At 75.3% G+C, this 13,093-nt stretch carries 2 protein-coding genes; one reads left to right on the top strand and one right to left on the bottom strand.

Annotation, left to right across the window (positions count from 1 at the left end):
• Positions 1-3 precede the first annotated feature (3 nt).
• Positions 4-12,255, bottom strand: a complete 12,252-nt coding sequence (locus tag AB0J46_RS28465; protein ID WP_364337103.1) for an amino acid adenylation domain-containing protein — start codon at positions 12,253-12,255, stop codon at positions 4-6.
• 98 nt (positions 12,256-12,353) lie between these two features.
• Here AB0J46_RS28465 and AB0J46_RS28460 point away from each other — a divergent pair, with 98 nt between their 5' ends.
• Entirely contained in the window at positions 12,354-13,088 is a 735-nt protein-coding gene (locus tag AB0J46_RS28460) for an alpha/beta fold hydrolase (RefSeq protein ID WP_364337101.1), read from the top strand.
• Positions 13,089-13,093 lie beyond the last annotated feature (5 nt).

Raw genomic sequence — 13,093 nt, 5'->3', positions numbered from 1 at the left:
GAGTCAGCGCCTCCCCGTGGTGATGTTCAGGTCGAGCAGCGAGCTGGCGTCGTCCGGCGGACCGGGATCGGGACCGGTGCCGGTGCCGGAGGCGCCGGCCGGAACCGGGTCACGGCCCGGATCACGCGCCGTGTCACGGGCCGGGGCCGGGTCGCGTTCCAGCCACAGGCGCCTGCGCCGGAAGACCGGCGCGGGGGCGGGCTCGCGTTCCGGCCGCACGCCCGGCGGCGGGTCCGGCTCGCTCAGCACGAGGTGCGCGTTGGTGCCGCCGAGCCCGAACGAGCTCACGCCCGCGACCCTGGGCGAGGGCCAGTCCCGCGGCTCGGTGGCGGGCTCGAAGGGCGAGGCGGCGAAGTCGAAGCGCGGGTTGGGGCGTTCGCAGGACAACGTCGGCGGGATCCGCCCGTGCTCGACGGCCAGCGCCGCCTTGATCAACCCGGCGATCCCGGCCGCGCTGAGCGTGTGCCCGATGTTGGTCTTCACGCTGCCGATCGCGCACGTTCCCGGGTCGCCGCCGCCCTCGGCGAACACCCGCGTCAGGGCGCGCAGCTCGATGGGGTCGCCGATCAGCGTGCCGGTGCCGTGCGCCTCGATCAGGCCGATCTCGCCCGGCGTGCGGCCGGCCGCCGCCAGCGCCCGGCGGACCACGTCGGCCTGGGCCTCGGGGTTGGGCGTCGTGACGCCCATGGTGCGGCCGTCGTTGTTCACCGCGACCGCCTCGATGACCGCGTGCACCCGGTCGCCGTCGGCCAGCGCCGCGCGCAGCGGCTTGAGCAGGACGACCCCGCACCCCTCCCCCGGCACGAACCCGTCGGCGCGCTCGTCGAACGTGTGACACCGTCCGGTGGGCGACAGCGCCTTGGCCGCGCTGAGCTGGAGGTAGTCGTTCTCGTCCAGGAGCACCTCCACCCCGCCCGCCAGGGCGACCTCGGCCTCCCCGGCGAGCAGGCTCTGCGCGGCGAGCTGCACGCCGACCAGCGAGGAGGAGCAGGCGCTGTCCACGACGAGGTTGGGGCCGCGCAGGTCGAAGTGGTGTGCGACCCTGGCCGCGATGAAGTTCTGGTCGGAGGCCAGCCCGCCCGGCCGGACGCCGACCCGGCGCCCGTAGTCGGACATGCGGGCTCCGGCGAACACGCCGGCCCGGCGTCCGCGCAGCTCGGCGGGGTCGTAACCGGCGTCGGCCAGGCAGGCCGCGCAGCACTCCAGGAACATGCGGATGGCCGGGTCGAGGGCGCGGGCCTCGTCCTCGCCCAGGCCGAAGTAGTCGTTGTCGAAGTCCTCGATGCCGTCGACGAAGCCGCCCCACTTGCTGATGCTGCGGCCGAGGGCCGGTTCGGGCGAGTACAGCTCGCGGTGGTCCCAGCGGGAGGCGGGCACCTCGCGCACGTCGCACCGGCCCTCGGTGAGGTTCCTCCAGAACGCGGCCACGTCCGGGGCGCCGGGGAACCGGCAGGCCATGCCGATGATCGCGATCCTGCGATCCTCGGCGCCCGGAAGGGCAGACCCGGAGGCGCCGCCCGGCGCACTCTCCCGGCCCTCCTCCCGCGCGCCCGTCTCGGGGACGCCCGTCTCGGGGGCGTCCGGGGGAACGGCGGTCGGCTCGGGGACGTCCGGACGGTCGGCGGTCGGCTCGGGGGCGTCCACGCGGTCGGCGTCCGGCTCCGGGACGCCCAGGCGGTCGCGGAGCTGCTCCAGCGTCGGGTAGTCGAGCAGCAGCGACGGTTCCAGGCTCTCCCCGAGCCGTTCCTCGATGCGCTGCACCAGCTCGGCCAGCATCACCGACTCGACGCCGAGGTCCCCGAACTCCGCCGTCGGGTCCAGAGCGTCCACGGGGATGCCGATCGTCTCGGAGAACAGCACGGCCAGCCAGTCGGGTCCACCGGTCCGCGCCGGCTCGGGAGCCGGGCGGGCGGGGGCCGGGCGGTGGTCCGCCCGCTCGGGGAGCCGGATCAGCGCCGGGACGTCCACGGACGCGCCGGACGGCGGGCACGGCAGCACGGTCGCGCCGCGCGGCAACCCGATCACCCGGTCCAGCACCCGCAGCCCCTCCCGGTCACCGAGCGACGCGAGCCCGACGGCCTCACCGACGTTCGGCCTGCCGCGCGCCCCGCCGGACTCCCGCCACTGCGGCCAGTCGACCGACCGGAACTCGGTCCGCCCGGACCGCCGCCTGACCCCGGTGCAGTAGTCGAGGAAGGCGTTGGCGGCCGCGTAGTCGGCCACCCCGGCGGCCAGCGCGGGCACGGCGGCGCACACGGAGGAGAAGGTGACGAAGAAGGCCGGACGGTCCCCGGCGCACGCCTCGTCCAGCGCCTCCAGGAGGTCGGCCTTGGGCGTGAGAACGGCCCGCAGGTCGTCCTCGGACTTGTGGGCCAGCGACGGACGGCCCTGGCTGGAGCGTCCCGCGCAGTGGACGACGCCGCCGATCGGGCCCAGCTCGCGCCGCACGCCGTCCAGGAAGGCGGCCACCCCGGACGGCGGCCCGGTGTGCACGACCACCCGGCAGCCGGCGCGTTCCAGGTCGAGGACGGTGGCGACGGCCTCCTCGCCGGAGCCGTCCCACTGCTCGCGCGGCGGCAGCGGACGCGCGCCGAGCAGGGCGAGCCGGCGCGCGCCGCGATCGGCCAGGTGGCGGGCCACCAGCGCGCCCAGCCCCCTGGTGCCGCCGCTCACGACGTAGACGGCCGCGGGGTCGAGCCGCGGCTCGGCGTACGGCGCGGACAACTCCCGCAGATCGGGACGGAACCGCTCGCCGTCGCGGTAACAGACCTCCCCGTACGGCTCGGCGGCCGCCCATTCGGCGCGGATCTGCGCGGCCGTGGGCCGGTCGCTGTCCAGCACGGTGGCCGTGACCGCCGGGTACTCGGCGGCGAGCATCCGCACGAACCCCGCCATCCGCGCCCCCGCCAGGCTCGGCGACGCGCCGCCGAGGTCCAGCAGGCCGCTGGTGACGTGCAGGATCCGGAGCTGGCGGCGCCGGGCCAGGGCGTCCCGCAGCACGGCGAGCCGGTCCAGCTCGCCCGCCGGGTCGGCCTCGCCCAGGTCGCGCAGGTCGATCCAGCCGGTGAACTCCTCCGGGACGGGGTCGCCCGCGCCCACGGGCACGACCTGGTCGCCGAGCGAGCGCGCCAGCTCCTCGGAGGCGTCGCCGAACAGGCACACCACGATCCCGTCGCCGAACGTCCCGGGGTCGTGGGCAGGCTGCCCGGACGGCGCCCAGGTCCGCTCAAAGAGCGGCGTCTCGGCGACGGCCGGTCCCCGGTCATCGACGGCGGGCTCCCGGTCAGCGACGGCGGGCTCCCGGTCAGCGACAGCCGACCCCGGGACGCCGGAAGCGGGCTCCCGGTCACCGGAGGCGGGTTCGAACGGCCAGCACCGCATCCGGTCGAACGGGTACGACGGCAGCCCCACCAGCCGCGCGCCCGGCGGCGGCGTCCAGTCCACGTGGCCGCCGTCCACCCAGTGCCGCCCCAGCTCCAGCAGGTCGCCGGGCCGTCCGGACAGCTGGGCGCCGGCCCGCCCGGACGGCGGGGCGCCGGGACGTGTCCGGCCGCGCAGGACGTCGGCGGGCTCCGACCGGGCGAACCGCTCCAGCCGTTCGCACAGCTCCGCCACGTCCGCGACGACCAGGGCGAGCCGTTCGCGCAGCGGTTCCCGTCCGATGCGGAGGGTGTGGGCGACGTCGGCGAGGCTCTCGGGCGTCGCGCGCAGATGGGCGGCCAGCCGGCCCGCCATGGCCCGCAGCCGCCGCTCGTCGTGGGCCGACAGCACGATCAGCTGCGGTCCGTCGTCGGGCGCGGCGGGCGTGCCGATCGCGGCGGGCGTGCCGGTCGAGGCGGGCGTGCCGGTGACGGCGGTCGAGGCGGGCGTGCCGGTCGCGGTGGGTGGGGCCTCTTCGATTACCGCGTGGGCGATCGTCCCGCCGGCGCCGAACGAGCTGAGGCCCGCCCGCCGGGGCGCGCCGCCGGGCCCCTCGGGCCAGTCGGCCGCCTCGCGCTGCACGCGGAAGGGGATCTCGTCCCAGGCGATGTCCGGGTTGAGCTCGTCGGCGTGCAGGGAGGGCACGAGCCGCCGGTGCCGGAGCTGAAGCACGATCTTGGTAAGCCCGGCGATGCCGGCGCCCGACTCGACGTGCCCGAGGTTGGACTTGACCGACCCGATCGGGATGCTCCCCGGCGCCGCCCCCACCTGCCCGAACACCCGCATGAGGGCGTTGATCTCGATGGGGTCGCCGAGCGCGGTGCCCGCGCCGTGGCATTCCAGGTAGCCGATCCCGGCGGGGTCCACGCCCGCGTCGGCGAGCGCGCGGCCGACGAGCTCGCCCTCCTCGACGGGGCTCGGCACCACCCAGCCGTTCGTCCGGCCCGAGTGCACGACGGCGGTTCCCCTGATCACGGCGTGGATGCGGTCGCCGTCCGCCTTGGCCCTGGACAGCGGCTTGAGCAGGACGACCCCGGCGCCCTCGGCGGGCACGAAGCCGTCGCCGCCCGCCCCGAAGCTGTGGCAGCGCCGGTCGCCGGCGGTGAGCCGCATGCGGGCGTGCTGGACGAACTTGTTCGGATGCAGGTTGAGGTTGACGCCGCCGGCGATCGCCAGCTCGCACTCCCCCTGGCGCAGCGACCGGACCGCGAGGTGCAGCGCGGCCAGCGACGACGAGCACATCGTGTCGACCGACATGCTGGGCCCCTTGAGGTCCAGGTGGTAGGAGACGCGGTTGGCCACGCCGCCGAGGGTCGCGCCGGTGTCCTGGGGCGTGCCGCGCAGGCTCTGCTCGACGCCGAAGAAGGGGTACTCGTTGTACATCACGCCCGCGTAGACGGCGACGTTCGAACCGTGCCGGTCGCGCAGGCGGGTGCGGGGGTAGCCCGCGTCCTCCAGGGCCTCCCAGGTGACCTCCAGGAAGACGCGCTCCTGCGGGTCCATGAGGGCCGCGTCGCGCGGGGTGATGCCGAACAGCAGCGGGTCGAAGTCGGTGACGCCGTCTAGGAAGCCGCCCCACATGAGGTCCACGGGCCAGCCGTCGCGCGTCCTGTCGGCGGGGACGCGGGAGAGCGAGTGCCGCCCGGCGGCCAGGTTCTCCCAGAACGTGCCCAGGTCCGGGGCGTCGGGGTAACGCCCGGCGATCCCGATGACGGCGATCGCGCCGTCATCGGCGGTGTCGGCGGCTTTGTCAGGGTTGTCGGTGGAGCGGTGGGGCCGGGGCGTCGGCGGGGCGGGGGTTCTGGCGGACAGCGCGGCGGCGACCCCGGCCAGGTCCTTGTGCTCGAAGAAGAGCGTGCGCGACCGCTCGCCCAGGTCCCGCTCCAGCCGCGCGTTGAGCTCCACGATCTGGGACGACGTCAGCCCGTACTGCTCCAGCGGCACCCGCGTCCCCAGCCGGTCGGCGTCGATGCCCGAGACCTCGGCGTAGACGCCCTTGAGGTAGTCCTCCATGTCCCCGGCGGCGGCCTCCGACGCGACCGGCTCCGCCCGTTCGATCCAGTACGGCTCGGCCTCGAACGGGTAGGCGGGCAGCGCGACCCGTCCGGGCGGCTCCGGCCAGAACCGGGCCCAGTCGACGTCCTGACCGGCCACCCAGGCGGCCGCCGCCTCGGCCTCCGCGCCGGTCGGACGCCCGCCGGAGCCTCCGGCGAGCACGGACGGATGCGTCCTGCCCGCCGCGAACGCCTCCAGCCCCTCCCGCAGTCCGGCCGCGTCACGGCAGACGACGGCGAGCCGGTGCGCGAGGGCGGCGCGCCCGGTCTGGGTGGTGTGGGCGATCCGGCGCACGTCCCGCTCCCCGGTCTCGGCCAGGCGGCGGGCGGCGGTCACCAGCCGCTCCTCGGTCGCGGCGGACACCAGGACGGCGTGCTCCCCTCCGTCCTCGGCCGCGCTGCCCGGGGTCTCCTCGGGAAGGGGCGCGCGGACGACGGCGTGGGCGTGCGTGCCGGTCGCCCCGAAGGCGTTGATCAGCGCCCGCCGCTCGCCGGTCCACGGCTGCGGCTGCTCCGGCACGGCGACCGCGTCGGTGGGCGGCTCGGCGAGCAGAGTGGGCGCCAGCCGTCCGTGCCGGAGCTGCAGCAGCACCTTGGCGAGCTGGGAGGCGCCGGACGCGGCTTCCAGATGGCCGATGTTCGGCTTGAGCGTGCCCGCCGCGACGGGCTCGGACCGCTCGCCGAAGACCTCGGCCAGCGCCTCGGCCTCGGCCGCGTCGGCCAGGGCGGCTCCGGCCGCCGCGCACTCGACGTAGGAGACGTCGCCGGGCCCGGCGCCGGCCCGCTCCAGGGCGTGGCGCATGGACGCCGCCATGGCGTCGGCGCTCGGCGCGGTGAACCGCCCGGTACGCCCGGTGTGCGCCACCCAGGTGGCCTCGACCACGCCGTGGACGGCGTCCCCTGCCCGGACGGCGTCCGCGACGGGCCGCAGCAGGAAGGAGCCGACGCCCTCGCCGACCGTCCAGCCGGGCCGGTCGGGGTCGAAGGCGGCGGCGCCGGCCTCCTCGGCCAGCAGGCCGAGGCCGGCCAGCAGCCCGGCGTGGTAGGGGTCGGCGAGCAGGTTGACGCCCGCGACCACGGCCGCGTCGCAGTCGCCCGTACGGATGGCCTGGGCGGCCAGGTGCAGGGCGGTCAGCGTGGACGAGCACGACGTGTCCACGGCGATGCTCGGCCCGGTGAAGCCGAAGAAGTACGAGACGCGGTTGACCATGTCGGACGCGGTCGCCGAGACCACGGCCGGGCCGCCCGCGCGCCAGGCGGCGGCCCCCGCGTGCTGGTAGTCGTGCCACATCGAGCCGACGAAGACGCCCACCCTGGGCGCCGTCGCGTGCAGGGAATCGGGGGTGTGACCGGCGTGCTCCAGGCACTCCCAGACGCTGTGCAGCAGGAGCCGGAGCTGCGGGTCGAGCGTCGCGGCCTCCTTCGGCGAGACGTGGAAGAGCAGGCTGTCGAAGCGGTCGATGTGCTCCAGGTAGCCGCCGGGACGCTCGCCCCTCGGGCTCGGGCCCAGGCTGCGGGCGCCGGTGCTGAGGTTGCGCCAGAAGCCGTCCAGGTCGTCGGCGCCGGGGTAGCGGCCGGCCATGCCGATCACGGCGAGCCCGGCCGCCCGCTCCTCGGGCGCCGCCTCCCCCCGCCGGGCCGGCTCGGTGCGGGGGGCCGGTTCCGATTCCCGGGTGGAGAGCACGGGGGTGGCGAACACGGGGGTGGCGTCGCCGGTCGCGTACTCGGCCGGGCCGCCCAGGAACGCCTGGAGGAAGCGGTGGCCGTCGTCCAGGTCGAACTGGTCGCGCACCTGGTCGAAGGCGACCTCGCCGATGGGGCAGAGCCCGATGCCGCAGGCCGCCTGGCCGGTCATCAGGAGCTGGCCGAGGTAGCCCGCCTCCAGGGTCAGGTAGCGCAGGCTCTGCTCGCCGTACAGGGGCTCGATGCCCTTGGTCTGGCCGATCAGGTAGAGGCTGAAGCCGGCGCGGTCGTAAAGGTCGCGGTTGTAGACGAAGTGGGCCGTACGGTCGAGCTGGGGGCGGCCGTTCACGAGCTGGAGGGCGTGCTCGACCGGGTTGTAGTAGTAGATCCCCTCGGCGACGCCGCTGATCGCGCCCTTGGCGACGTGCAGGTACGCCTGCACGGCGTAGGTGTCACCGGCCGACGGGTACAGGTGGCGCGCGCGGTCGCCGAGCCGCCGTTCGCGCAGCAGCCCGAGCAGCCGGCACAACGACCGGTACGGCAGCGAGCCGGGCGCGAAGTCGCGCACGCTGGCCCGCCAGTTGTAGTGCTCCTCGGGCACGCCCAGGCGGTCGAGGCGGATGAGGCTGGCGTCGGGCTCCAGCGGGCGCAGGTTCCATCGCCCCGCCTTGAACGCCTCCCGGTCCTCGGGCGAGAAGAAGTCGACCTCCCCGGGCCCGTCCGCCTCGACGTCGGCCTTCACAGGCTGCTCGACGGGCTTCCCGGTGGCGGGCTTCTCCGTCGCAGGCTTCTTCGGCGCGGGCTCGCCGGTGGGGGCGCCGACGACGGTGGCGATGCCGGTGACGGTCGGGTTCTCCAGCAGCAGCGCCACCGGCACCCGCCTGCCGTACCGCTTCCGCAGCGCCTTGGAGACCTGGACCATGGTGAAGGAGGTGACGCCCTGGTCCCACAGGTCCTGGCCGGGATCGACCTCCTCGACCCCGATCAGCTCGGCGAACAGCTCGGCGATCTCCGTCACCGTCCGCCCCGCCACCTCGGGCTCGGGCTCCGGCTCCGGTTCCGGCTCGGGGGCGCGGTCGGTGAGCGGCCACGGAAGCGCGTCCCGGTCCAGCTTGCCGTTGGCGGTGGCCGGGAACGTGCTGACGAACGCCACGTGGTTGGGCACCATGTACGCCGGCAGCGTCCCGGCCGCGTGCGCCCGCAGCTCCCCCACGTCCGGCTCCGCGCCCTCGGCCATCACGTACGCGACCAGCTTCCGCTCTCCCGACCGGTCGTCGCGGGCCAGGACGACGACGTCCCGCACGCCCGGATGCTGCCGCAGCCGGTGCTCGATCTCGCCGAGCTCCACGCGGAACCCGCGGATCTTCACCTGGTTGTCGGCCCGCCCGAGGAACGTGATGTTCCCGTCGGGCAGCAGCGCGGCCCGGTCGCCGGTCAGGTACATGCGCCCGCCCGCGAACGGGTCCGGCACGAACCGCTCGGCGGTCAGCTCGGGCTGGTTGCGGTAGCCGAGGCTCAGGCACCTGCCGCCGATGAACAGGTCGCCCTCCTCGCCTTCGGGGCAGGGCCGCCGGTCCTCGTCGAGGATGTAGTAGACGGCGTCGTCGATCGGCCGCCCGTACGGGATGCTCCGCCACGACGGGTCGACCTCGCCCACCTCGAACCAGTTCGACCAGACGGTGGCCTCGGTGGCGCCGCCCAGGCTGACCACCCGCGCCCGCGGGAAGGTCGCGCGCACGGCGTCGGGCAGCGGCAGCGGCGTGTAGTCGCCGCTGAGGAAGACCAGCCGCAGGTCGCCGGTGCCCTCCCCGCCCTGCCGCTCGGCCAGCAGCGGGGCGAGCTGATTGAGCGTGGTGGGCGCGGAGTTCCAGAACGTGATCGGCTCGTCGATGAGCACGTCCAGCAGCAGTTCGGGGTCGCGCTGCTGGCCCTCGTCGGCGATGTAGAGCGAGGCGCCCCGGCCGAGCAGGCCGAAGATGTCGAACACCGACAGGTCGAAGCCGAGCGAGGTGACGCAGAGCCCGACGTCGGAGGCGTCGAAGTCGAACGTGCGGTAGCACCAGTCGAGCAGGTTGAGCAGCGGCCGGTGGCTGACCTCGACGCCCTTGGGCTTGCCGGTGCTGCCCGAGGTGAAGATCACGTACGCGAGATCGTCCACGGTGCCGGCGAGGGGCGGGTCGCCGCGGTCGTCGCCGCCGGCGTCCAGCTCGACGGCGCGCACGCCCTCGGGCACGGCCCAGCCGGGCGTCCCCGCGCAGGTGAGCACGATCCCGGCGGCGGCGTCGTCCAGCATGACGGCGGCCCGCTCGTCGGGCAGGGACGGCTCCACCGGCAGGTAGGCGCCGCCCGCCTTGTGTATCCCGAGGACGGCGGCCACCATGTCGGGCCCGCGGCACAGGCGCACGGCGACCACCGTCCCCGGCCCCACGTCCAGCTCCTTCAGCCGCCAGGCGACGGCGTTGGCGCGCCGGTTCAGCTCCCCGTACGTCATGGTCCCGCCGGCGTGCCGCAGTGCGACCGCGTCGGGACGGGCGGCGGCCTGCCGCTCGAACAGCCGGTGCGCGGGGCGCAGCCGGTCCTCGAAGGCCGCGAACAGCTCGGCGAGGTCGGGGAACTCCGGCTCCAGCGCGTCCCAGTGGTAGTGCAGCCGGTCGCCCTCCCTGATGACGATGCAGTCGAGCGCGACGTCCGGGGTGTAGGTCATCCAGGGCCCGGCCTCGACGCCGTCCGGCAGGGGGTGCTCGGTCAGGTCGAGGGTGCTGGTGTAGACGACGGGGAAGGCGTAGGCGCGGCGGCGGCGCTCCTTCATGACGTGGCCGCGCAGCGTGGCCAGGCCGGTCAGGGCGCCGTTCGCGGCGTCGGCGGCGATCCGGTCAGGGTAGGACTCCGCGTCGGTGACCCAGCTCAGGGCGGTGTGCTCGCCGGGACGCCGCGGCTCGGACTCGGCGGTCCAGCGCACCACGGACACGCTGAACGGATCGGCGAAGCGCCCGCGCAGCGCGCCGGCCAGGGCGGCGAAGACGGTCTCGTCGGACACCGCGGCGACGCTGCCGCTCAGCCGGACGCGGCGCGCGGGCGTGGTGGCCACCTCGGGCCCCGGCGGCAGGTCGCGGAACCGCTCGTCCCAGTAACCCCCTTCACGCGGACGCTCCGGGGCGGCCGGGGCCTCGGCGGGCGGCCGCGGCTCGGCGGACGGGTCGGCGTACAGCCTGAACAGCTCGCGCAGCACGATGTGGATGCTCCGGCCGTCCAGCACGGCGAGGTCGACGGCCGCGTGCACCGTCTCGCCGCTGACCCGCAGCTCCCAGTGCGGCCAGCGGCCGAGAGGGAACGCCCGCCCGGCCATCTCCGCGGCCGTCTCCCCGGGCTCGGCGCCGGGGATCTCGGGGATGTCCCAGTTCTCCGGCGCGTGCGGTCTGACCCGCAGCGTCCCGTCGTGGGTGACCTCCGAGCGCAGCGCGTCGTGCGCGGCCACCAGGCGCAGCCAGGCCCGTCCGAGCCGGTCCCGGTCCAGGTCGCGGACGTGGAAGCTGTGGTGGACCTGGCAGCCGTCGTACGGGTGCGAGCCGCCCGCGCGGGCCACGTAGTACGCCTTCTGCAGCTCGTTGAGCGGCCGGATCTCCTCCTCGCCGGTGTCGACGGCCAGGGCGCGCAGCGCGTTGGTGAAGCGGGCGAACAGGGTCTCGGGCTCGCCGGGCGCGAAGCAGCCGGGCACCAGGTCCCAGCGCACCCGCAGCTCGCCGTCGTGCTCCCACATCTGGTGGTCGAGCGCGACGCCGGAGGTCTGGCTCAGCGCGTACGTCACCGGCGGCACGGCCTCGTCCGGCCGGGCGTCCAGCAGGCTGGTGAAGACGACGGGCAGCGCGGTGCGCTCGCGCAGCTCCCGCATGACGGTCACGCCGGGGACGCCCGCGTGGCCGAGGTCGCGCCACAGCCGCCGGTGCACCTCCTGGACCGCCTCCGGGAGCGGCTCGCCGAGCGTGCTCTCGGCGGCGAACACGGCGGTGCCGGTGAACGGCCCGACCACCTCGTCCACCTCGCGCGGGAGCCAGGCCCGGCCGGTCGTGGTCACGGCCAGGGAGCAGTCCTCGCCCCTGCCGACCGTCTCGGCGAACAGGGTCAGCACCAGGGCGGTCGGCGAGACGTCCAGCTCGGCGGCCCTGGCGCGCAGGGCGCCCCACTGGGCGGCGGTCAGCGAGCCGGTCAGCGCGGAGCGCGGCGACCCGTCGGGCACGCCGGCGGCGGGGCCGGGCGGCAGGTCGGCCAGGCGTTCCCGCCAGTAGTCCAGGTCCTCCTGGTGGCGGGGGCCGCGCCGCTGGGCGTCCAGGGCCAGCAGACAGTCGCGGACGGACAGGCCGCTCTCCGCCGGCTCGTGGCCGGGGTCGCGGTAGCAGCGCCACCAGTCGCGCAGCAGCACGTCGAGCCCGCGGCCGTCGGTCACGCTCGCGTCGATGCCGAAGTGCACGGTCCCGGGCGTGGTGACCTCGACGGCGAACGGCGGCCAGACGCCGGGCTCGTAACGCCGGTGCGCGAGGCGTTCGCGGGCGCCGGGCTCGTCCACCGGCAGGTCCCAGGAGGGGGCGTGCTCCAGGATCCGCTGGGTGCCGTCCTCGCCCAGCTCCAGGCGCAGGGCGTCGTGGTGGTCGACGACGCGCTGCCAGGCCGCGCGCAGGCGGTCGGGGTCCACGCCGGGCACCTCGAACTCGCGGTAGACCTGGCAGCCGACCGGGTCGGGGGTGGCGTCCTCGTCCGCGCCCATGACGTACGCCTGTTGCAGGGGCGTCAGGGGGAACGGCTCGTGCCGGTCGCCGGGGGCGGCACTGATCGCCCCGCCGGTCCTGGGGGTGTCGTGCTCCGCCGTGCCGGCCAGCTCGGCGATCCGCGCGGCCAGCTCGGCCGGCGTCGCGCAGCCGCCCAGCCGCTCGACGGGGAGGTCCAGCGAGAACTCCCGCTGGATCTCGAACCACACCCGTACCGCGGAGATCGAGTCGAGTCCGCTGTCCTTGAGTGAAGCGTCGGGGGTCAGCTCCGCACCGCCGGGCAGCACCTCGGCCAGCAGGCGGATGACCGTCTCCGTCACGCGCTCGTCGTGCTCCATGGGCCTCCTCCCTCACTGCGACGCTAGTGAGGACGGCGGGCGCTGCCTGCTCAAGACTGAGCAGGCGGCGCAAGGCGATCGGCCGTAGCTTTCTGACCATGCCTGGTTCCTGGATAGCGGGCGGCGAGCCCAGAGCCGACGCCCGCATCAGACTGTTCTGCTTCGCGCACGCGGGAGGCGGGTCGGCGCTGTTCCGCAAATGGGACGACCACCTGTCGCCGGACGTCGACGTCTGCCCGGTGGTGCTGCCGGGGCGCGAGTCACGCCTGCGCGAGCGGCCCTACAACCGCATGGAGCAGCTCGTGGGGCCGCTGTCGGAGGCCATCGAGCCGTACACCGACCTGCCGTTCGCGCTGTTCGGGCACAGCATGGGGGCCGTGGTGGCCTGGGAGACGGCCCGCCGCTTCCCGCCCGCGGTGCTGTTCGTGTCCGGCCGCCGCGCGCCGCACCTGCCGACCCGCCGCCGCCGCTTCACCGACCTGTCGGAGGACGAGCTGCTGAGCGAGCTCGGCAAGCTGAACGGCACGCCGTCGGAGGTGATGGACCAGCGCAGCCTGCTGGAGGTGTTCCTGCCGGGCCTGCGCGCCGACTTCGAGCTGAACGAGTCGTACACGCCGCTGCCCGGCCCGCGTCCGGACTGCCCGATCTCGGCGCTGACCGGCGACGCCGACCCGGAGGTCGACCCGGACGAGATCAGCGCCTGGGCCGACGCCACCGGCGGCGGTTTCACCTTGCGCGTGTTCGGCGGCGACCACTTCTACCTCAAGGGCCCGCGGCCCGAGGTGCTGACGGCGGTCCAGGAGGACCTGAACCGCCATCTGCTCAACGTCTAGCCGTC

The sequence above is a fragment of the Nonomuraea sp. NPDC049758 genome (assembly GCF_040674635.1).
Classification (GTDB): Bacteria; Actinomycetota; Actinomycetes; order Streptosporangiales; family Streptosporangiaceae; genus Nonomuraea.
The sequence above is the reverse complement of the archived record's forward strand: the minus strand, read 5'-3'. Positions and strand labels throughout refer to the sequence as shown.